Genomic DNA, 21155 nt, shown 5'->3' with positions numbered 1-21155 from the left:
TTCAGGATGGTCTGATTACTTCTTCTTGGAATCAGCTTCCATTTTATCCTTAAGTGCTTGCAATTGTGCGTTGGCATCACCAAGGGTTGGTGCAGCTTCGTCAGACGAAGTAGACCTTTTCTTGGCAGCTCTTACATTCTTCTCTTCTTGCTCTCTAAAGATAGCGGTGTGGCTGGCCACAACTCGTTTGAAATCTTTGTTGAACTCGATGATCTTGAATTCTGCCTCTTCACCTTTTACAAGTTTCTTACCATCTTCTTTCTCCAAGTGTCTTGATGGAACAAATCCAACAATATCCTCATTGAAGTCAATGGTTGCTCCTTTGTCCACGATCTCTGCAATGGCAGCTTTGTGAATTGTACCTTCAGCAAACTCCTCGGAGTACTTGTCCCAAGGGTTCTCTGTGGTCTGCTTGTGACCCAAGCTCAACTTGCGTCCTTCCACGTCCAATTCCAAAACTTCCACTTCCAAGGTATCACCAACGGCAACAAACTCGGATGGGTGCTTGATCTTCTTGGTCCAAGAAAGGTCGGAGATATAGATAAGTCCATCGATACCTTCTTCCATTTCCACAAATACACCAAAGTTGGTAAAGTTCCTTACAATTCCTTTGTGCTTGGAACCAACAGGATATTTGGTAGTGATATCGGTCCATGGGTCTGGAGTCAATTGCTTGATACCCAAAGACATTTTACGGTCTTCACGGTCCAAGGTAAGAACAACAGCCTCAACCTCATCACCAACGTTTACGAAATCCTGGGCAGAACGCAAGTGCGTAGACCAAGACATTTCAGAAACGTGGATCAATCCTTCCACACCTTCGGCTACTTCGATAAAGGCACCGTAATCAGCGATCACAACAACTTTACCTTTTACCTTGTCACCTACTTTGATCTCATCACCTAGGGCATCCCATGGGTGTTTCTCCAATTGTTTAAGACCCAATTGGATTCTTGATTTGTTATCATCAAAATCAAGGATAACCACGTTCAATTTCTGATCCAACTCCACAACTTCGTTGGGGTGGTTGATACGGCTCCAAGAAAGGTCGGTAATGTGGATCAATCCATCTACACCTCCAAGGTCGATAAATACCCCATAAGACGTGATGTTTTTCACTACACCTTCCAATACCTGGCCTTTTTCCAATTGACCAATGATCTCTTTTTTCTGCTCTTCAATATCCGCTTCGATCAAAGCTTTGTGCGAAACCACTACGTTCTTGAACTCGTGGTTGATCTTCACTACCTTGAACTCCATGGTCTTACCTACATACTGATCGTAATCACGGATAGGCTTCACATCGATTTGCGAACCGGGCAAGAACGCCTCAATTCCAAATACATCAACGATCATACCTCCTTTGGTACGACATTTAACAAAACCGGTAACGATTTCTTCTTTGTCGTGGGCCGCATTTACGCGATCCCAAGCCATGATGGTCCTGGCCTTTCTGTGAGAAAGTACCAATTGACCTGTCTTGTCCTCACGGATGTCTATAAGGACCTCAACCTTGTCACCTACTTTAAGGTCTGGGTTGTAACGGAACTCGTTCAACGAGATAACCCCTTCAGACTTCGCATTGATGTCGATGATGGCCTCGCGATCGGTCATGTGGACCACGGTTCCCTCTACAACTTCCTCATCTGCGGTGTCCACAAAGTTTTCCTCAACAAGCGTTTCAAATTCCTTGAGCTTTGTATCGTCTACGCGCTCAATTCCTTCTTCATACTTGTCCCAATCAAAATTCTCAAGGTACTCCTTGGGGTCCTGTTGGGTCTGAACTTCTTCTTTTACTTCTGGTGCCACGGTAGTTTCTTCTACGGCAGCGCTTGTTTTTTCTTCAGCCATGTGCTGATTTAAATTTGTATTCCACGTTTTACAGGAGCGGGGCGATTCCGTGAAAGTGATTTATACTTGTTTTTTCCTAATTCCTTTTATCTCCTGATATTCGCCAAAAAGGAGTGCAAAATTACAATTAATCTTTTGATTTACAAAGTATCCGGGCCAAAGGTTTGTCCTAAAAAAGTATTACAAAAATTTAATGGTAAAATGTTGGCATAATGGTTATCTTGAAACCTCTAATTGTTAACTAAAAAAATACCATTATGAGTGTAAAAGCAAAGTACCAACCGGTTTTGGACCTTGGTCTTAAATTGGGCATCAAGGACGGTGATGTTTCTGAGGAAAGCGGTATCCTTAAAATAAAGGGAATGGCCTCAACACAGTATGAAAAGAACATCCTTTGGGACAAAATAAAGGAGATCGGTGGGGAAAAACCTTCCGATATCAAGGCCAATATCACTGTGGAGGATGATTCCGTATACCACAGACATACGGTAAAGAGTGGGGAATCCTTGAGCAAGATAGCCAAGCACTATTACGGCGACCCCATGAAGTATACCAAGATCTTTGATGCAAACACCAATATTTTAAAAAATCCGGATGTGATCCACCCCGATCAAGTATTGGTGATTCCGAATTTGTAGAACAAGTGTCAGTTCGAGCGCAGTCGAGAACATACAACTAACCAAAAAAAGACGCCCAAAAGGGCGTCTTTTTTATTGATATCTGTTTTGTCCGTCAACTGAAAATCGTGTTCTATCAATCCAAAGTAGGTATCCATCCATTTCCAGTGGCATCTTCAATGAAAAAAGCCCAACTTCACTTACCTATGCCGAACTTGTTTCGGTATCGGTCGATATAATGCATTAAACGTTGGGTATAATTAAAACCTAAAAATGGCAGTCTGGCAATATCCATTGATCATTATTCCCAAAAAAGCAGTATTTGAAAAATTTGGTGATATCCCCGAACGTCTGTTCATTGACAATAAGGGATGGAAAAAATATTGGGAGAATATCAATTTAAGCAAAGCGTTTCCAGAGCCTGATTTTGAAGATGCCAAAACAATTACGTGGTGGAAAAACATTGACTTGAATATTCAGGAGACCGCAAATCAAATCGATAAATTAGTAAAAAGAGGTGACTGGAGCAATGACAAAGATTTCATTGGGTGGAAAGGTGATTCGGAAAAACAAGAAGACAATGATTGTCACATAGCGTATGACGAGAAAACAAATGAAATAACTGAATTTCAATTTCGGACTGACTTGCGAAATATGGAAAAAGCGACTAGATTTCTGATGGGAATGTTAGAAATTTGCTCGAATAACAACTTGCTCTTGATGAATACAGAGGGGCTTTTGTTTGAACCAAAAAAGGAATTGATTTTTAATGACTTGAAAGAATCAGATGCAATCAAGTTTCTTACTGAACCAGAAAAATTTTTGGAGGAAATATCCAATGATGAGGAATATAGAATTCAATTCTATCCTATAAAACAAAGTTTTTGGGATAGAATAAAAAATCTATTCAATTAACTATATCTACCAATGACTATAATCCATTGCTAAGATGGGAACAACAGGATAAATTTTTTCTCTTAAAATACTACAATTCCAACTCCAAAAATTGTTTTCTTACCCTTGCTTCGCGATCACACGTTGGGAAAATTCGAGAAATATTTTAACCTATGATGATTTACGTATCAATTGGAAACCGTGTTCTATCAATCCAAACAATAGATCCATCCATTTCCAATGGCATCTTCAATGAAAAAAGCCCAACTTCACTTACCTATGCCGAACTTGTTTCGGTATCGGTCGATATAATTCATTTTTAAACGAATCCTATCTTAAACGTTGTAAAACATTTGACCAAAAAATGAGAATATATTTAATATTCGCCTTTTTGACGTTGACACAAATGAGTTGTGCCCAAAAATCAGAAAAGTCCAAAAACGCAAACACTAATAACGAACCTGAAATGGGATATGCTTCAAGTTATAGACTTTCACTAGTAAATTTAATTGCAACACCAGAAAAATACCACGGAAAGAAGGTTCAAATAATCGGGTTTTTAAACATTGAATTTGAGGGGCATGGAATTTATCTGCATAAAGATGACTATGAACACGAAATTTATAGCAACGGATTTTGGATTTCTATTGACCCAAAAACCGGAAAAACAATAGCTGACGACAAGCTAAATAAAAGTTACGTCCTAATTGAAGGAACTTTCAATATGGAACAAAGAGGACATAGGGGGCTTTGGAGTGGAGAAATTGAAAATATTACTCGAATTATTAAATGGAATTAAAAAACGTTTTACAAAAATGGCTATAAGTGCCCCTCAAAAAATTGCTTTCTTACCCCTGCTTCGCAATCACGCGTTGGGAAAAATCATAAATACGTTCAAACTGTTCTTCCAAGCCCATATCGCTATTGTCAAACTCAATGGCATCCTTGGCTTTTTGTAGTGGGGATATGCTCCGGGTAGAGTCTATGCGGTCCCGTTCCTGTACATTTTTCAATACCTCCTCAAAGGTCACCTGCTCCCCTTTGTCCAATAATTCCTTGTAGCGTCGGGTGGCCCTGATCTCTGGAGAGGCGGTCATAAACAGTTTTAGCTCGGCATCCGGGAAGACCACGGTACCAATATCACGGCCATCCATAACAATGCCCTTGTCCTTGCCCATCTGCTGTTGCATTTCCACCAACTTGGCACGTACCTCACCAATGGCGGCCACTTTGCTTACCTGCCCGGATACCCTCATGGTCCGGATTTCCTCTTCCACATTTTGGCCGTTCAAGTACATATCGGATTTTCCAGAATCCGGGTTGGGCACAAACTTCAACTCCATTTCGGGCAAATGCGCAATCAATTCCGGGATATTGTCCTCCCCATCCACAAATCCATGGTCAAGGGCAAACAAGGCCACGGCCCGGTACATGGCACCAGTATCCACATAAATATAGTTCAAGGCTTTGGCCAAACGCTTGGCTAGGGTACTTTTCCCAGTGGAAGAATAGCCATCAATGGCTATGGTGATTTTTTTCATGCCGCAAAAATAGGTAGAAAAGGTTTTATGAGATCATGACATCCGTCATTCCATTATAGGGTTTTGGCATTTTTCACCTTTTGCTTGGTGATGGCAATGTCGATCACCTCGCTCATATCGGTTACATAATGGAATGTCAACCCCTTGAGATAGTCGGCTTTGATTTCCTCGATATCCTTTCGGTTATCCGCGCAAAGAATAATTTCCTTGATCCGTGCCCGTTTTGCCGCCAAAATCTTTTCTTTGATTCCGCCTACGGGCAACACTTTGCCCCTCAGGGTAATCTCGCCGGTCATGGCCAAACTTTTCTTCACCTTACGTTGGGTGAACAGCGACACCAAGGATGTTAACATGGTAATCCCCGCACTGGGGCCATCCTTTGGGGTTGCCCCTTCGGGAACGTGGATGTGCACATTGTACTTTTCAAATACATTGGGATCTATACCAAAGGCCTCGGCATTGGATTTTATGTATTCCATGGCAATGGTGGCCGATTCCTTCATCACCTTGCCCAGGTTCCCTGTAATGTTCAAGGCACCTTTTCCTTTGGACAAAATGGATTCTATAAAGAGGATATCGCCCCCAACACTGGTCCATGCCAATCCCGTGACCACCCCGGCCACATCGTTGTTCTCATATTTATCGCGTTCCAATCGTGCAGGGCCCAGAATTTTTTCCACATCCTCACTGGTGACCTTCACGTTGTATTCTTCCTCTATGGCGATGGACTTTGCGGCATACCGTACCATTTTGGCCAGTTGCTTTTCCAATCCACGCACCCCGGATTCGCGGGTATAGCCCTCCACGATTTTCTCCAACTGGCGTTTGCCGATTTTCAAATCGTTGGTGGATAACCCATGTTCCTTTAACTGTTTGGGTAGCAAATGCCTTTTGGCGATTTCCACCTTTTCTTCAATGGTATAACCAGTCACGTTGATGATCTCCATTCGGTCGCGCAACGCAGGCTGAATAGTGGATAAATTGTTCGCCGTGGCAATGAACATCACTTTGGATAGGTCATAGCCCATCTCCAAGAAATTATCGTGGAACTCGGCGTTCTGCTCCGGGTCCAATACCTCCAACATGGCAGAAGACGGGTCCCCCTGATGACTATTGGAAAGCTTATCGATCTCATCCAATATAAAAACTGGGTTCGATGTCCCGGCTTTCTTCAAGCTTTGGATGATACGACCGGGCATGGCCCCGATATAGGTTTTTCGGTGACCGCGAATCTCCGCTTCGTCCCGAAGTCCGCCCAAGGACATGCGCACATATTCCCGACCCAACGCCTCGGCCACGGATTTGCCCAAGGAGGTCTTTCCTACCCCGGGAGGGCCGTACAGACAAAGGATGGGCGATTTCATATCGTTTCTGAGTTTCAACACCGCCAAATACTCAATGATCCTACGTTTTACATCCTCAAGGCCGTAATGGTCGCGGTCCAAAATCTGTTGGGCACGCTTTAGGTCGAACTTATCCTTGGAGAATTCGTTCCAAGGCAGGTCCAATATCAAATCCAGATAATTCCGTTGGATGGAATACTCGGCTACCTGAGGGTTCATGCGTTGCATTTTGGCCAATTCCTTCTCAAAATGCTCCTTGACCTTTTTGCTCCATTTTTTCTTTTTGGCCTTAACCCGCATTTCCTCCACTTCCTCTTCATAGGACATGCCACCCAACTCTTCTTGAATGGTCTTCATTTGTTGGTGAAGGAAATATTCGCGCTGCTGTTGGTCCATATCGCTACGAACCTTGGACTGGATATCGTTCTTCAGCTCCAGTTTTTGAAGCTCCATGTTCATATAGCGCAAGGTGGCCAAGGCCCTATCCTGCAAATTCGGGATTTCCAGAAGTTGTTGTTTTTCGGCAACCGTTAAATTAAGGTTGGACGATACAAAATTGATCAAGAACGAATTACTCTGGATGTTCTTGATCGCAAAAGTGGCCTCGCTGGGAATATTGGGGTTGTCCTTAATGATCTTAAAGGCCAATTCCTTGATGGAATCAATGATGGCCCCAAACTCCTTATTGCCCTCTTCGGGCCGCACTTCCTCAGCCTCCTTTACCGTTGCGGTCATATAGGGCTTTTCAGAAATGACCTGCTCTATCTGAAAACGCTTTTTCCCTTGAATAATGACCGTGGTGTTGCCATCGGGCATTTGTAGTACACGCAATATGCGCGCAACTGTTCCCAAGGTATTGATGTCGTCCACCCCTGGGTTTTCGGTTTCCTCATCTTTTTGGGAAACCACCCCTATGGTCTTGGAGCCATTGTTGGCATCGCGGATCAGGCTAATGGATTTATCCCTACCGGCCGTTATTGGAATGACCACGCCAGGAAACAATACAGTATTCCGAAGCGGCAACACCGGTAAGGTTTCCGGTAGGCTCTCCCGGTTCATCTGCTCCTCGTCCTCTGGGGTGAGCAATGGAATCAATTCCGCATCCTCATCCAAGCCTTGAAAGTCTATATTGTCAAAATTTGAAATTTTCATCTCTCCCATATCATCTTTTCGGTCATTTTGTCATAATCAACAAAATGACAATGTCTTTTATTCTTTTGCAAAACTGTTTTAACTCTTTTAAAATCAATACTTATAGCCAACAAACAGCTTTTTTGTATTTGTTAAAAGGCAATTCCTGTGCCATTAAAAATTAAAAATTCCAAAAAAAGTGTAACAATTGATAAATTCATACCTCTATAAGACAAACCATTCATTTTTTGAGCCACCAAAATGAACATATTGACGCACTGCTGGAGCTGTGCCTAAAAGGCAAACAAAGTGCACAAATGGAGGTTTACAATCGGTATTACAGGGCCATGTTCAACACGGCCTACCGAATTGTAAAAGACTCGGCCGAAGCGGAAGATGTAATGCAGGAATCGTTCTTGAGCGCGTTCACGAAACTGCACACATTTAAAGGGGAGGTCACTTTTGGCGCATGGTTAAAGCGGATCGTGATCAATAACAGCATTTATCAGTACAAAAAGCAGCAGAAAACAAGGGCTGTGGACTTGGATGACATAATGTACAAGGTCGAAGATAATGATGAAGTTGCTCCAGACCACAATGGTTACACAGAACTGAAGGCTCAAAAAGTGATGGAGACCATGAAAAGTTTGAAAGACAATTACAGAGTTTCTTTGACCTTACATTTAATTGAAGGTTACGATTACGAAGAAATCAGTGATATTATGAATATAAGCTACGCTAATTGCAGGACCACCATATCACGGGCCAAGGAAAGCTTACGAAAAAAATTGAACCAAAACGTTTTGCCATGAAAGAGGATAATTTAGACCAACTGTTTGAGAGGCTGCACGGACAATTTGACCTTGAAGAGCCTCAAAGTGGGCACCAAGGGCGCTTTTTGGAGAAATTGAACCAAGACAAAGGCACAATTTCCCTCAACAAAAAGAAGATGAACTGGTGGAAGCCCTTATCCATTGCAGCATCCATTGCGCTGATCGGCGTACTGTCCTTCCAGGCATTGGGACCAAAACCCAGCTTGAAAGAACAAGTGGTCAAGATCGCTCCAGAGGTTTCCCAGACCGAGTTTTACTTTGCCAACCTTATTGAACAACAGGTACAGCAATTGGAGAGTGAAAAATCGCCCGAAACGGCACAATTGGTGGATGACACCTTATTTCAGTTGCAAAAACTAAAAAATGACTATGAATCCCTGGAAGAGGATTTGGTCAACGGCGGTGACAGTAAAATTATTTTGAATGCCATGATCACCAACTTCCAGACCCGAATAGATTTATTAAAAGAGGTATTGAACCAAATAGAAAACATCAAAAACTTAAAATCATTCAATGATGAAAACATTACGATATAAAATCACCCTTTTGGCCTTGGCCCTACTTCCCTTTGCACTAAGTGCAGGTACGGGGAAGATGGGAGGCAAATACACCAAGGAAAAGACCATTAAAAAAGAGTTCAACGTAAACTCCGATGCGCTCTTTAAAGTGAACAACAGTTATGGCAACCTCAACATTACCTCATGGAATGAAAACCGGGTGGTCATTGAGGTCAACATCAAGACCAATGGCAATGATGAGGACCGCGTACAGGAGCGCTTGGACGAGATTGATGTGGATTTTGAGAATAGCTCCAGCATGGTATCGGCCCGCACCCTTTTTGGGGATCGTGGCAGCAGCTGGGGATGGAACTGGGGCAAGCGCAGAAATGTAAATGTCCAAGTGAACTATACCATCAAGCTCCCTGTAAAGAACAGCGTAAACCTGAGCAATGACTATGGAAACATCTTCTTGGACCGCATAGACGGACACGCCAAGATAAAATGTGATTATGGAAAAATTGATGTGGGTGAATTGCGCGGCAGGAACAACGAACTTAAGTTCGACTATACTTCTAGATCTACCTTTGACTACATCAATAGTGGTGAAATTGTGGCCGATTACTCAGGGTTCACCATCCAAAAAGCCGGTAACTTGCGTGTCAGGGCCGACTATACCAACGCGATCATAGAAGAAATGGGAGATTTGGACTATTTCAGTGATTATGGCTCCATAGAAGTGAACAATGCCAAAAACGTAACCGGAAACGGGGATTATATTGGCGTTAAATTAGGAGAAATCCATGGTAACGTTTCCATAACCGGGGATTATGGCTCCTTAAAAATAAATCAACTGGCCCCTGATGCCGGTGATGTAACCATCAGAACGGACTACACCGGAATAAAAATAGGATACCATCCCGAGTATGCTTTTGATTTTGAGATCAGGACGGAATATGCCGGCGTAAGCGGCAAGGATGATTTTGAACTGAATATCAGCATAGAAAAATCACATGAAAAATATTTCAAGGGATATTACGGAAAAGAAAACTCCGGTAACATGGTAAACATTACCAGTGACTATGGAGGTATCACTTTCTATCAGAATTAATAAATCGAATCAAAAAACAAAACTAAAAACACGATCATGAAAAAACTCATCACACTAACACTGGCATTTTGTGCCGTAATCACCACCAACGCCCAATGGGGAAAACGCATCCATGGGGATGGCAATATCGTAACCATTGAACGTTCCGTGGGCGATTATGACGAAGTGGCCTTGGCCGGTTGGTTCGACGTGGACCTGGTATCCGGAAATGAGGGGGAACTTACCCTTGAAGGAGAATCCAATCTATTGGAACACATTAAAACCGAAGTCAAGAACGGAACTTTACTGATCAAAGTGGAAAAAGGAGTCAATCTTAAGCCATCTTCCTGGGGCAAGGGAATTCGTATCACCGTACCCGTTGAATCCATAAGCTCGGTATCCCTATCCGGTTCTGGGGATATTTCGGGTAAAACCACTTTGGTCGCCAATGATTTCAGTACTAGAATTTCGGGGTCTGGTGATGTTTCACTAACTGTTGATGCCAAAAGCGTGAACGCTGCACTATCCGGTTCTGGGGACATCAACCTATCCGGTAAAACCACTGATCTGGACATTCAAGTATCGGGTTCGGGGGATGTAAAGGCTTATGAACTTGATGCCGATTTTGTAACCATTGCCGTATCCGGTTCTGCCGATGTGAGGGTTACCGCCAATCAGTCCATTGATGCCCGGGTATCGGGCTCTGGGGATATCAGTTACCGAGGCAATCCCAAAAAAATCAATAGCAAATCATCAGGCTCCGGAGATATTTCAAAAGGATAACGGAGTTTAGCCATCAATCAAGAAACCAAAAGGCCCTGACATTGATCAGGGCCTTTTGTGTATGGTGTGGTGTTTTCTATTTTTTGATACTATTGACCCGGGTCAGTAAGTAAATCCCGATTAAAAAGAACAAGCCCAAAAAGATGGTACTGTTCCGCATACTTCCCGTGAGTTGGGCCACGGCCCCGTATAAAAAAGTACCTATGATGATCCCTATTTTTTCGGCCACGTCATAAAAACTGAAAAAGGAAGTGGTATCGGTGGTTTCGGGCAAAAACTTGGAATAGGTGGATCGGGACAGGGCTTGGATTCCACCCATGACCACCCCTACAAAACTTGCCGCTATGTAAAAATCCATCGGTGTTTGCAGGAAATAGGCGTACACACACAAGGCCACCCAAATGCAATTGATCACCATAAGGGTATTGATGTTTCCATACTTTTTTGATACCCTCGCCGTGATGGTAGCCCCAAAAATGGCCACAATTTGAATCACCAGAATACTGATGATCAACCCTGTGGTACGCTCACTATCGGTCCCCCAACTAATTTCCTCTTCCCCAAAATAGGTAGCGATGAGCATAATGGTCTGAACGGCCATGCTATAGACAAAAAAAGCACCCAAATACCGCTTTAGCCTTACATTCTCACCCAATTGGTGCCAAACACTCTTCAATTCCCTAAAACCGTTGAGTACTATATTTTTTCGTTCCCCTTCCCGTTTATATCCTTTTGGCAGGTGGGCAAAGGTGTACTGACTGAAAAGTATCCACCATATCCCTACAGAAATGAAGGAATATTTCATTGCCTTGATTTCGGCCACTTCGCCACCATTGTCCGTAATACCGAACACATCGGGTTGCATTACCATGGCCAAATTGAAGATCAACAAAATAACACTGCCCACATACCCCAATGAAAATCCTTTGGCACTGATTCCATCCTGTTGTTCAGGAAAGGCAATATCTGGCAAGTAGGAATTGTTGATGGCAAAACTCACCCAAAATCCGACCAAGCCAAAGAAATAGCATACCAGTCCGAAATAGATGTTCTCCAAGGAAAACCAGTACAATCCGATACACGACAAGGCACCGAGGTAACAGAAAAATTTTAGGAACAATCGCTTGTTCCCCAAATAATCCGCAATTCCCGAAACCAATGGGGTTACAATAGCAATGAACACAAAAGCGAGGGAGGTCACATAACTGATCAAGGGGGCTCTGGCTATCTCTCCACCGAATATGACCACTCTCTCTATGCCTGCCACTCGAAACAGGGCTCCGTAGAAAATGGGAAAAATGGCCGAGGAAATGACCAAACTGTATACCGAATTGGCCCAATCGTAGAAAGCCCAAGCGTTCAATAGTTTTTTACTTCCTTTTAATGCCAATGCTTGTGCCATGTATAGTGTGTCTAAAAAAAGAAGATGTCATCCCGAGGGTTAAGAGACCCATCGCAGATAAAAATAGGTCTTTTAACGAATTCGAAATGACATCTTTATGTTATCAATCAATTTACTTAAATGATGTTACCCCAAACTTCCTTGCTTCTTGCTTGGCTGCTGGTGCCCAAGCGGTCAAATTTTGGATTCTGGTATCGTTGGAGGGGTGTGTACTCATAAATTCCGGAGGGGCCTGTCCACCTGATTTTGCCTTCATCCGTCTCCAAAGATTGGCAGCCTCATCAGGATTATAACCCGCAATGGCCATAATCTGTAGTCCAATCCTATCGGCTTCGGTTTCATGGCCTCTACTAAAGGGGAGCATAACCCCCAAGGTAGACCCCAACCCATAGGCCTGGTTGAACATGTTTCGTTTTTCGGGGTCCTGTATGGCCACATTCCCAGCCACAGCTCCAATTTGCTGTAACATACCGGCACTCATCCGTTGGGCCCCATGGTCTGCCAAGGCATGCGCCACTTCGTGACCCATCACCACCGCCACTCCGGTTTCCCCTTGGGCTATGGGCAAAATTCCGGTATAGAATACAATTTTGCCTCCAGGCATACACCAGGCATTGACGGTTTCATCCTGTACTAAATTGTATTCCCATTTATAGTCTTTAAGGTATCCCGGATGGCCATTGGCATCCAACCAGCGCTCTGCAGCCGAAGCAATCCGCTGCCCTACCCTAATGATCATTTGGGCATCCGATGTTCCCGTAATCACTTTGTTCTCTCCCAGAAACTGATCGTACTGGGCAAAGGCCATGGGAAATATTTGACTATTGGGATAAAAGTTCAATGTGCTTTTTCCCGTAAATGGATTTGTCTTACATGCTGCTACCGCTAAAAAAATGGAGGCGGTAAGAATAAATCGTTTCATAATATATGATAGTGTTTAGTCTAGGGAAATTACAAAAAATTATTTTCCGATCAGGTGGAGTTCCGTGAAATCCTTGGTCACTTCTATGGAGTTGTTGCCGTTCAATTTTATTTCTGAAAAGTCAACTTCCTCATTATCCACCTCTACGGTTCCAATGGTAAAGGGCAGACCGTGAAAATTCAGTTTAAAGGTATCGTAGGAGGTCGTAAAGTTTCCATCCTTGAACTGTTGAATGATCAACTCGTTCTCTTTGCCCCTCAACCTGAACTTTCTAAGACTGAAACGTCCTTTCTTGTAATCATATCCGTCTTGCTGGTCCTCATACACACTGGAATTCTCTATCCCTTCCTTGTAATAGACATCAATCCTCAATTCTTTGATTTCCTTTTCGCCCACATATTGCTGCACCGGATATTTTGGAATCATGGCCCCTTCTTTTACGTAAAGAGGAATCTTATAGATTTCTGCAGGTACCCATCTTTCAACGCCCCCTTCAATCATTTCATCTGTCCAGTAGCTGTACCAATTTCCCCTTGGGAAGTACATTCTTCTACCTTGTGCATTGGGTTCCTGTACCGGACATACCAACATATGTTCCCCAAACAGGAACTCATCGGTTCTAAAATGGGTCTGGGAATCCTCTTGATCATAAAAAACCAAGGATTGCAGCATAGGCATACCATTATTGATATACTTATAGAACATGGTATAGAGATAGGGCAACAATTGATAGCGAAGCTCTATATACTTTCTAACAATATTGGTGATTTCCTCTCCAAAGGACCAAGGTTCCTGGTCTCCGTGGTCCCCGCTTGAATGCACCCGACAGAAGGGATGGAAAATGGCCAACTGTACCCATCGGGCAAACAATTCTCCATTGGGTTGTTCCGCAAAACCTCCAATATCCGACCCTACAAAGGAATACCCGCTCATACACATCCGTTGCATTTGCACGTTGGCGATCCATAAGTGTTCCCAAGTCGCCACATTGTCCCCGGTCCATGTAGCACAGTAACGCTGTGTTCCAGAATATGCGGCCCGCGTCAATACAAAAGGTCTTCTTGGAAAGGTATATTTCTTGATACCTTCATAGGTGGCCCTCACCATTTGCATACCATACACATTGTGTGCCTTTCTATGACTACAGGGATGGCCATCATAATCGTGGCGTACATCCAAATTGGCCGTTTTGGAAGGAACTTCCATAATGGCAGGTTCGTTCATATCGTTCCAAACCCCTCGAACCCCTATTTCAGAAATCATTTCCTTGTACAGACCTGCCCACCATTCCCTAACTTCTGGATTGGTGAAATCGGGAAATTTACATTCCCCCGGCCATACTTTCCCCTTAAAGTGGGGGCCATCTGCCCTTCGGCAGAAAAAGCCATGGTCCATGGCCTGTTGGTACACCCAATAATCCCGATCAATCTTGATTCCGGGGTCTATCATGGTAACTACCTTGAAACCATCCTTTTCCAAGTCTTGTACCATTTTTTTGGGATTGGGGAAATATCGGTTGTTCCAAGTAAAGCACCTGAATCCTTCCATATAATCAATATCCAGATAAATGGCATCGCAGGGAATATTGAGTTTTCTAAAGGTAGAGGCTATTTTTTTTACGTTTCGTTCCGGATAATAGCTCCATTTGGATTGATGGAAACCCAAGGCCCAAAGGGGAGGTAGTTCTGGAACACCGGTCAAGTCGGTATAGGCTTCCACCACTTGGCTCATTTTGGGACCGTAGAAAAAGTAATAGTTCATCTCTCCCCCATCGGCCCAAAAACTGGTCACGCTCCTTTTTTCATTGGCAAAATCAAAATAGGTACTGAAGGAGTTATCAAAAAAGATACCGTAAGCCATGCTTTCCTTGAGTCCCACATAAAAGGGAATGGCTTTGTACAAAGGCTCTTGGTCCTTACCATAGGCATAGGAATCCGTTACCCAATTGTTCAACCGCTTGCCTTTTAAATTGGTATGCGAGGCCTTGTCCCCCATGCCGTAATAGCTTTCACCGGAATGACATATTTTACTCATTTTGACCACGTTACCTCCGTAATCATAGTTCTCTTCCCAATGAAATCCCAGCTCATCCTCGTTGAGCACATTGTCTTCCAAATCTGTTATCTGGACCTTGAGATTGGATTTGTTGATGTAGATCTTGATTTTATTGGTGGTGACCACATATTCAGGAATCTCGTCCTGAACCTCAAGTTGATTGAATCCCGTGTTTACATCATCGCTAATGGCGTATGAAAAATCCGGCTCAAAAACATGCTCCGTGGCATACCGAAACCGTACCACACTATCCCGTAAAATGGATACTTCCAAAATAACCCCGTTCTGGGTGGTAAAAAGAAGTTTTCGGTTCTCCTGTTTAAAGTCTACTATATGATTGGGGTGCTGATTGCCCCGTTTCTCTATTTCCGTGTTGGTTATCATCTTCAGTTTGTTGAGACTAACAAAAGAAATACTTTAGACGGACAAAATAAAAAGATGTTTTGAACAACACGCCACTATATCGTTATAGTTTGGCCGCTATTTGTAGACAACGATGGATAAGGGCGGAAGTGTCATCAAAACGGATTGTAAATGTCCATTCCATGATGTTTTTCCCGGCTTAAGGGTTTTTTTGCCCATTCCACTGCCCGAATACTTGGCATCATCGCTATTGAAAACCAATTTCAATTGGGAGTTCTTGGGAACCCCAACCCTATAGTTTTCACGGGGAACAGGGGTAAAATTGCAGACCACGATCATATCGTCCTTGGGGTCGTTCCCTTTTCGGATGTAGCTCACCACCGTATTCTCCTGATCATTGTATTCTATCCATTGAAATCCATCACTGCTGAACTGTTTGTCGTACAGTGCAGGGTTGGTTTTGTACATTTTGTTCAAATCCTTGATAACTTTCTGTATTCCAGAGTGGAAATCGTATTGGGTAAGGTGCCAATCCAGACTTTCCTGAAAATTCCACTCCGAAGATTGCCCAAACTCACCACCCATGAACAGTAGATTTCCCCCGGGATGGGTGAACATGTATCCAAACAGCAACCTCAAATTGGCAAAACGCTGCCATTCGTCCCCCGGCATACGGTACAATAGGGACTGCTTGCCATAGACCACCTCATCATGGGAAAAGGGAAGCATAAAATTTTCGGTGAAGGCATAGGTCAAACTAAACGTAATCTCGTTAAGATCATAAGATCGGTGGATGGGGTCTTTTTTAAAAAACTCCAAGGTATCGTGCATCCAACCCATCATCCATTTCATACCAAAACCAAGTCCACCAAAATGTACCGGTTTGGTTACCCCGGAAAAGGCTGTGGACTCCTCGGCTATGGTCTGCACACCTTTAAAACTTCCGTATACTTCTTGGTTCATTTCCCGTAAAAAGGAAATCGCCTCCAAATTTTCATTGTTGCCATAGATATTGGGCTCCCACTCCCCATCTTCGCGGGAATAGTCCAAATACAGCATTGAGGCCACGGCATCCACCCGGAGCCCGTCCATATGGTATTGATCCAACCAAAAAACGGCATTACTGATCAAGAAGGCCCTGACCTCATTCCTTCCGTAATTGAAAATAAGGCTCTTCCAATCTGGGTGATAGCCGCGTCTACGGTCTGGGTGTTCGTATAGGTGGGAACCGTCAAAGAAGCCAAGCCCGTGCGCATCTTCAGGAAAATGGGACGGTACCCAATCCAAGATTACCCCAATGCCCTTCTGATGGAATTTATCTACCAACAGCTTAAAATCCTCTGGTTTTCCAAATCGGGAGGTCGGGGCAAAATACCCCGTTAATTGATACCCCCAAGAGGGATCATAGGGATATTCCATGACCGGCATGAACTCCACATGGGTAAACCCCATCTCGTCCACGTAGTCCACAAGCTCATCGGCCAATTCCATATAGGAAAGATACTCCCATCCATTCTTCTTCCTCCAAGACCCCAAATGCACTTCATACACGGAATAAGGTCTGTCCAACCCATTGTGTCTTTCCCGTTCGTCCATCCATTTTTTATCCTTCCAGCTGTGTTCTGCATTCCAGACCATGGAAGCCGTTTTGGGTGGTTGCTCACAATACCGGGCAAACGGATCGGCCTTTTCGGTCGAAATGTCATTGCTGTGCGATTGTATTTTGTATTTGTATTTGCTGCCTTGGTCAACCCCGGGAATAAACCCTTCCCAAATACCACTGGAATCCCAGCGGACATTGAGTTTATGCTCATCGGCATTCCAATGGTTGAAATCCCCGATTACGGATACTGATTTTGCCGAAGGTGCCCAAACCGCAAAGTAAGTACCCTTTTCACCACCCACCTCGGTAAGGTGAGATCCTAATTTTTCATACAATCGAAAATGTTTTCCCGCCTTAAAAAGGTCAATATCAAACTCCGTGAACAAACTATGGGCAACTACCTTGGACATATTTGTGTTTTAGTATTCACAATATAATACTTCTTGGCCAAGATTACGATTTTCATCAAATCCTTTCAAAGAAAATTGTACTTGGTAAAAAAATGGAATGCTTTTTGATTTTGATGAGAAAAGAAACCTGATGAATACAAATCAAAAACCAAGAATCATGAATAAATTCAACACAATTATCGGCGCTTTTACAGTCTTGTTCACCGTTGCCTGCGAAGGCCCAGAAGGCCCTCCTGGCCGGGATGGATTTGATGGACTGGACGGTTTGGACGGCCTTGATGGCATCCAAGGACAGGTAGTGGAAGTGGATGGGATAAATTTTGACTATGATGGCGATGCCAATCTCTTCAGCACCTTGATCAATTATGGTGATGTCACCGATTTTGAAACCATTCCTGAAGATGCTGTTTTGGTCTATCGATATACTGGAACCGTGGATTTGGATGATGGCAGCACTGCCGATGTTTGGAGCCAAATCCCTCAAAATTACTTTTTACCCGAAGGTACCATCCAATATGTTTTTGAACATACCTACGTAGATGTGGAACTGTTCATCGATGGAAATTTTGACCTTTCCACCCTGAGCACCGATTTTACAGACAACCAACTTTTCAGGATTGTCTTTGTCCCCAGCGAATATGCCGATGCCTCAAAAATGGATACCTCCAACATTGAAAACGTAATGTCTTCTTTGGGTATTGGCGAAGACCAGGTGAAGAAATTGGAACTGCAATAATTTTCCAGTCCACAATATGAACAAAAGTCCCTTTCCCTGAAGGGACTTTTTGTTTTTATGGTATTTTTGAAAGGATACTGCCAAAACTGCGTCTATTCATAAAAAGAGTCGAACAATGGGAAAAAAATTGTTTTTGATGGCCTTTCTTGCCTGTATAGGGTGTAATGGCATATCGCAGGAAAAGAAAAATGAATCTGAAAAAGAGGTGGCCTATAAGGTGACCAAAACCGATGCGGAGTGGAAAGCAGAACTTACTGAAGTGGAATATTACGTGCTCCGCAAAGCGGCTACCGAAAATCCGTTTACCAGTGATCTTCTGGAAAACAAAGAAAAAGGGACTTATGTCTGCGCAGGTTGCGGCACCCCGGTTTTCCGAAGCGAAAACAAATATAGGTCTGGCACCGGTTGGCCCAGTTTTGACCGTGAGATTGAAGGAAATGTGGCCTATGAAGAAGACAATTCATACGGCGTTACCCGTATAGAGGAACATTGTGCCACCTGTGGCGGACATTTAGGCCATGTTTTTAATGATGGACCTAAAAAGACCACGGGAAAAAGACACTGTATCAATGGAATTGCCCTGGATTTTATTCCTGATGGCAAGTAATCAACCTTATCCTATGGACCAGAAATACGGCATGGAAAAAACCGAAGAGGAATGGCAACAATCCCTTTCCCCTGAAGAATATTATGTTTTACGGCAAAAAGGCACCGAACGCCCATTTACTGGGCAATACAACCTCCATTTTGAAAATGGGGACTACCATTGCAAAGCATGCCATGCCAAACTGTTCGAGAGCGAACACAAGTTTGAAAGCGGCTGTGGATGGCCTTCTTTTGACCAAGCGGTGGAAGGGGCCATTGAATATATCCGTGACACTTCCCATGGTATGATCCGCACCGAAACCATCTGTGCCAATTGTGGTGGCCATTTGGGGCATGTGTTCAATGACGGCCCCCAAGAGACCACGGGGCAGCGGTACTGTATCAATTCCGTGAGCATTGGTTTCAATCCTTCTGAAGAATAATGGATTTTCAAGAAAACTATATCTCAAGCGTGTTGTTCGAATTCCATCGATACAAAACCATGGGCGACAAAACCTTTGCCCAACTTTCCGACAGTGACATTCTGTGGAAGTATAGCGAAACGGACAACTCCATTGCCATCATTGTAAAGCATATGGTGGGCAATATGTTGAGTAGATGGACCAATTTCCTGACCGAGGATGGTGAGAAAACTTGGCGTAACAGGGAACTGGAGTTTGAAGAGCCCTACACCTCCAAAGCTGAACTATTGGCCGCCTGGGAAAAAGGATGGCAGTGTTTGTTCCAAGCCCTGGAAAGCATCAACACTTCCAATTTCAACAGTAAAATAAAGATTCGTGACGAAGAGCATTCCATTCCAGCGGCCATTAACCGACAATTGGCCCATTATGCCAGTCATGTAGGACAGATTGTCTTTGTGGGAAGAATGATAAAAGGAGACGAATGGGTGTCACTTTCCATCCCAAAAGGGGGCTCCCAAGCCTTCAATCAAAAGATGTTCGGCAAGGACCCGAACTGATTTCACAAACAAAGCCAATTTTGCCTTTTTCAAGCTTGGGATTTGGGGATTGAATTCCGTACTTTTGCACCTGCCCGCCCAAAGGCTGGCTTCCAATTTAACAACTAAAATCAAGATCTAATGAGCAAGTTCGATGTAATTGTTCTGGGCAGTGGTCCCGGTGGATATGTTACCGCAATCAGGGCCTCACAGCTAGGATTCAAAACCGCCATTGTGGAAAAGGAAAGTTTGGGAGGCGTTTGTCTCAATTGGGGCTGTATCCCCACCAAAGCCCTTTTAAAGTCCGCCCAGGTCTTTGAGTATCTGAAGCATGCCGAAGACTACGGACTTAGTGCAAAGGATGTGGATTACGATTTTGGTGCCGTGGTAAAGCGAAGCCGTGGCGTAGCCGAAGGCATGAGCAAAGGCATCCAGTTCTTGATGAAAAAAAATAAAATCGAGGTCCTTAACGGATATGGCAAGGTGCAACCTGGCAAGAAAGTCTTGGTAAAAGGCGAACACGGTGATACTGCCGAATACTCCGCAGACCATATCATCATCGCCACAGGGGCCAGAAGCCGCGAATTGCCCAGCCTACCCCAAGATGGCAAAAAGGTGATCGGTTACCGTGAGGCCATGTCCTTGGAAAAACAACCTAAAAAAATGATTGTAGTAGGTAGTGGTGCCATTGGTATCGAGTTTGCCTATTTCTATAACTCCTTGGGCACGGAAGTGACCGTAGTGGAGTACTTACCCAATATTGTCCCTGTAGAGGACGAGGACGTATCCAAGCAGTTGGAGCGCAGCTTCAAAAAAGCCGGGGTGAAAATCAAGACTTCCGCGGAAGTGACCAAAGTGGACACTTCAGGCGATGGTGTAAAAGCCACCGTAAAAACGTCCAAAGGTGAAGAGGTTTTGGAAGCCGATATCGTTCTTTCGGCCGTGGGTATCAAAACGAATATTGAAAACATTGGTCTTGAAGATGTAGGAATCGCTGTGGACCGAGATAAAATCTTGGTGAACGATTATTACCAGACCAATATTCCAGGATATTATGCCATTGGCGATGTAACTCCCGGCCAGGCATTGGCCCACGTAGCCTCTGCCGAAGGTATTCTTTGTGTTGAAAAGATTGCAGGGATGCATGTAGAGCCCTTGGATTATGGAAACATCCCTGGATGTACCTACTGTATCCCCGAAGTGGCCTCAGTGGGTCTGACCGAAAAGCAGGCCAAGGAACAAGGGTACGACATCAAAATTGGAAAATTCCCATTTTCTGCCAGTGGTAAAGCCAAGGCCAGTGGAAATGCAGATGGGTTTGTAAAAGTCATTTTTGACGCCAAATATGGTGAATGGTTGGGTTGCCATATGATCGGGGTCGGCGTTACCGATATGATCGCCGAAGCGGTCGTGGCCCGAAAACTGGAAACCACAGGCCATGAAATCCTTAAGGCCGTTCACCCTCACCCCACCATGAGTGAAGCCGTTATGGAAGCTGTAGCGGCCGCCTATGATGAAGTGATCCACATTTAATCCAAAGA

Annotated in this window: 19 protein-coding genes; 12 read left to right on the top strand and 7 right to left on the bottom strand. The window is 43.9% G+C overall.

Going from position 1 to position 21155, the window contains the following annotated elements:
* Positions 1-15 precede the first annotated feature (15 nt).
* Positions 16-1851: a 30S ribosomal protein S1 gene (rpsA, locus tag ACPD8L_RS00390; RefSeq protein WP_116219247.1), complete on the bottom strand. Its 1836-nt coding sequence runs from the start codon at positions 1849-1851 to the stop codon at positions 16-18.
* Between the two features lie 257 nt (positions 1852-2108).
* On the opposite strand from rpsA, the gene ACPD8L_RS00385 reads away from it, so the two are divergent.
* From ACPD8L_RS00385 to ACPD8L_RS00375, 3 genes are all read left to right on the top strand, one after another.
* Positions 2109-2489, top strand: coding sequence for a LysM peptidoglycan-binding domain-containing protein (locus tag ACPD8L_RS00385; RefSeq protein WP_116219248.1), 381 nt, complete (start codon positions 2109-2111; stop codon positions 2487-2489).
* 252 nt (positions 2490-2741) lie between these two features.
* A complete protein-coding gene (locus ACPD8L_RS00380; RefSeq protein WP_423941112.1) occupies positions 2742-3383 on the top strand; it encodes a hypothetical protein in 642 nt (213 codons plus the stop codon).
* Between the two features lie 343 nt (positions 3384-3726).
* The gene (locus ACPD8L_RS00375; protein WP_423941111.1) at positions 3727-4161 is read left to right on the top strand and encodes a hypothetical protein; all 435 of its coding nucleotides are present in this window, start codon (positions 3727-3729) and stop codon (positions 4159-4161) included.
* A gap of 49 nt (positions 4162-4210) precedes the next feature.
* Here the strand turns inward: ACPD8L_RS00375 and cmk are convergent, their stop codons facing one another.
* Positions 4211-4903, bottom strand: a complete 693-nt coding sequence (cmk, locus tag ACPD8L_RS00370; RefSeq protein WP_293299658.1) for a (d)CMP kinase — start codon at positions 4901-4903, stop codon at positions 4211-4213.
* Positions 4904-4956: 53 nt separating this feature from the next.
* Positions 4957-7407 carry an endopeptidase La gene (gene lon, locus ACPD8L_RS00365; RefSeq protein WP_421809023.1) on the bottom strand — a complete coding sequence of 817 codons (2451 nt, stop codon included), beginning with the start codon at positions 7405-7407 and terminating at the stop codon, positions 4957-4959.
* A 218-nt stretch (positions 7408-7625) separates the two neighbouring features.
* On the opposite strand from lon, the gene ACPD8L_RS00360 reads away from it, so the two are divergent.
* From ACPD8L_RS00360 to ACPD8L_RS00345, 4 genes are read left to right on the top strand one after another with little or no spacing between them, the layout of a single operon-like run.
* Positions 7626-8189, top strand: a complete 564-nt coding sequence (locus tag ACPD8L_RS00360; protein WP_116219254.1) for an RNA polymerase sigma factor — start codon at positions 7626-7628, stop codon at positions 8187-8189.
* A complete protein-coding gene (locus ACPD8L_RS00355) occupies positions 8186-8746 on the top strand; it encodes a hypothetical protein (protein WP_116219255.1) in 561 nt (186 codons plus the stop codon). The genes ACPD8L_RS00360 and ACPD8L_RS00355 overlap by 4 nt, the downstream gene beginning before the upstream one ends.
* Positions 8727-9818, top strand: coding sequence for a DUF4097 family beta strand repeat-containing protein (locus ACPD8L_RS00350; RefSeq protein ID WP_423941107.1), 1092 nt, complete (start codon positions 8727-8729; stop codon positions 9816-9818). Before ACPD8L_RS00355 ends, ACPD8L_RS00350 begins: the two co-directional genes overlap by 20 nt.
* A gap of 36 nt (positions 9819-9854) precedes the next feature.
* A complete protein-coding gene (locus tag ACPD8L_RS00345) occupies positions 9855-10580 on the top strand; it encodes a head GIN domain-containing protein (RefSeq protein WP_116219257.1) in 726 nt (241 codons plus the stop codon).
* Between the two features lie 76 nt (positions 10581-10656).
* On the opposite strand, the gene ACPD8L_RS00340 is transcribed toward ACPD8L_RS00345, so the two are convergent.
* From ACPD8L_RS00340 to glgB, 4 genes are all read right to left on the bottom strand, one after another.
* On the bottom strand, positions 10657-11982 hold the full coding sequence (locus ACPD8L_RS00340) for an MFS transporter (RefSeq protein WP_423941105.1): 1326 nt from the start codon (positions 11980-11982) through the stop codon (positions 10657-10659).
* A gap of 112 nt (positions 11983-12094) precedes the next feature.
* On the bottom strand, positions 12095-12904 hold the full coding sequence (locus ACPD8L_RS00335) for a M48 family metallopeptidase (RefSeq protein WP_423941103.1): 810 nt from the start codon (positions 12902-12904) through the stop codon (positions 12095-12097).
* Positions 12905-12943: 39 nt separating this feature from the next.
* Complete coding sequence (locus ACPD8L_RS00330) at positions 12944-15343, bottom strand: glycoside hydrolase family 31 protein (protein WP_116219260.1); 2400 nt, start codon at positions 15341-15343, stop codon at positions 12944-12946.
* A gap of 96 nt (positions 15344-15439) precedes the next feature.
* Positions 15440-17335, bottom strand: a complete 1896-nt coding sequence (gene glgB / locus ACPD8L_RS00325) for a 1,4-alpha-glucan branching protein GlgB (protein WP_423941101.1) — start codon at positions 17333-17335, stop codon at positions 15440-15442.
* A gap of 157 nt (positions 17336-17492) precedes the next feature.
* Between glgB and ACPD8L_RS00320 the strand changes: the two genes are divergently transcribed.
* The 5 genes from ACPD8L_RS00320 (at position 17493) to lpdA (ending at position 21147) form a co-directional block, all read left to right on the top strand.
* Positions 17493-18071 carry a collagen-like protein gene (locus ACPD8L_RS00320; protein WP_423941098.1) on the top strand — a complete coding sequence of 193 codons (579 nt, stop codon included), beginning with the start codon at positions 17493-17495 and terminating at the stop codon, positions 18069-18071.
* 115 nt (positions 18072-18186) lie between these two features.
* Complete coding sequence (gene msrB, locus ACPD8L_RS00315) at positions 18187-18678, top strand: peptide-methionine (R)-S-oxide reductase MsrB (RefSeq protein WP_421809018.1); 492 nt, start codon at positions 18187-18189, stop codon at positions 18676-18678.
* Positions 18679-18691: 13 nt separating this feature from the next.
* A complete protein-coding gene (msrB, locus tag ACPD8L_RS00310; protein WP_293299639.1) occupies positions 18692-19099 on the top strand; it encodes a peptide-methionine (R)-S-oxide reductase MsrB in 408 nt (135 codons plus the stop codon).
* Positions 19099-19635 (top strand): DUF1572 family protein, encoded by a 537-nt coding sequence (locus ACPD8L_RS00305; protein WP_293299637.1) that lies wholly within the window; start codon positions 19099-19101, stop codon positions 19633-19635. The genes msrB (ACPD8L_RS00310) and ACPD8L_RS00305 overlap by 1 nt, the downstream gene beginning before the upstream one ends.
* Before the next feature lie 120 nt (positions 19636-19755).
* A complete protein-coding gene (gene lpdA / locus ACPD8L_RS00300) occupies positions 19756-21147 on the top strand; it encodes a dihydrolipoyl dehydrogenase (RefSeq protein ID WP_116219264.1) in 1392 nt (463 codons plus the stop codon).
* Positions 21148-21155: the final 8 nt, after the last annotated feature.

Source organism: Flagellimonas algicida, from assembly GCF_049629585.1.
Taxonomy (GTDB): Bacteria; Bacteroidota; Bacteroidia; order Flavobacteriales; family Flavobacteriaceae; genus Flagellimonas.
The sequence above is the reverse complement of the archived record's forward strand: the minus strand, read 5'-3'. Positions and strand labels throughout refer to the sequence as shown.

Coding starts and splice junctions, on each gene's coding strand:
- ACPD8L_RS00320 (WP_423941098.1), top strand. CDS start 17,493: ATGAATAAATTCAACACAATTATCGGCGCTTTTACAGTCTTGTTCACC.
- ACPD8L_RS00305 (WP_293299637.1), top strand. CDS start 19,099: ATGGATTTTCAAGAAAACTATATCTCAAGCGTGTTGTTCGAATTCCAT.
- glgB (WP_423941101.1), bottom strand. CDS start 17,335: ATGTCCAAGGTAGTTGCCCATAGTTTGTTCACGGAGTTTGATATTGAC.
- rpsA (WP_116219247.1), bottom strand. CDS start 1,851: ATGGCTGAAGAAAAAACAAGCGCTGCCGTAGAAGAAACTACCGTGGCA.
- ACPD8L_RS00340 (WP_423941105.1), bottom strand. CDS start 11,982: ATGGCACAAGCATTGGCATTAAAAGGAAGTAAAAAACTATTGAACGCT.
- lpdA (WP_116219264.1), top strand. CDS start 19,756: ATGAGCAAGTTCGATGTAATTGTTCTGGGCAGTGGTCCCGGTGGATAT.
- ACPD8L_RS00380 (WP_423941112.1), top strand. CDS start 2,742: ATGGCAGTCTGGCAATATCCATTGATCATTATTCCCAAAAAAGCAGTA.
- ACPD8L_RS00345 (WP_116219257.1), top strand. CDS start 9,855: ATGAAAAAACTCATCACACTAACACTGGCATTTTGTGCCGTAATCACC.
- ACPD8L_RS00330 (WP_116219260.1), bottom strand. CDS start 15,343: ATGATAACCAACACGGAAATAGAGAAACGGGGCAATCAGCACCCCAAT.
- ACPD8L_RS00385 (WP_116219248.1), top strand. CDS start 2,109: ATGAGTGTAAAAGCAAAGTACCAACCGGTTTTGGACCTTGGTCTTAAA.
- ACPD8L_RS00355 (WP_116219255.1), top strand. CDS start 8,186: ATGAAAGAGGATAATTTAGACCAACTGTTTGAGAGGCTGCACGGACAA.
- msrB (WP_421809018.1), top strand. CDS start 18,187: ATGGGAAAAAAATTGTTTTTGATGGCCTTTCTTGCCTGTATAGGGTGT.
- ACPD8L_RS00335 (WP_423941103.1), bottom strand. CDS start 12,904: ATGAAACGATTTATTCTTACCGCCTCCATTTTTTTAGCGGTAGCAGCA.
- lon (WP_421809023.1), bottom strand. CDS start 7,407: ATGGGAGAGATGAAAATTTCAAATTTTGACAATATAGACTTTCAAGGC.
- msrB (WP_293299639.1), top strand. CDS start 18,692: ATGGACCAGAAATACGGCATGGAAAAAACCGAAGAGGAATGGCAACAA.
- ACPD8L_RS00350 (WP_423941107.1), top strand. CDS start 8,727: ATGAAAACATTACGATATAAAATCACCCTTTTGGCCTTGGCCCTACTT.
- ACPD8L_RS00375 (WP_423941111.1), top strand. CDS start 3,727: ATGAGAATATATTTAATATTCGCCTTTTTGACGTTGACACAAATGAGT.
- cmk (WP_293299658.1), bottom strand. CDS start 4,903: ATGAAAAAAATCACCATAGCCATTGATGGCTATTCTTCCACTGGGAAA.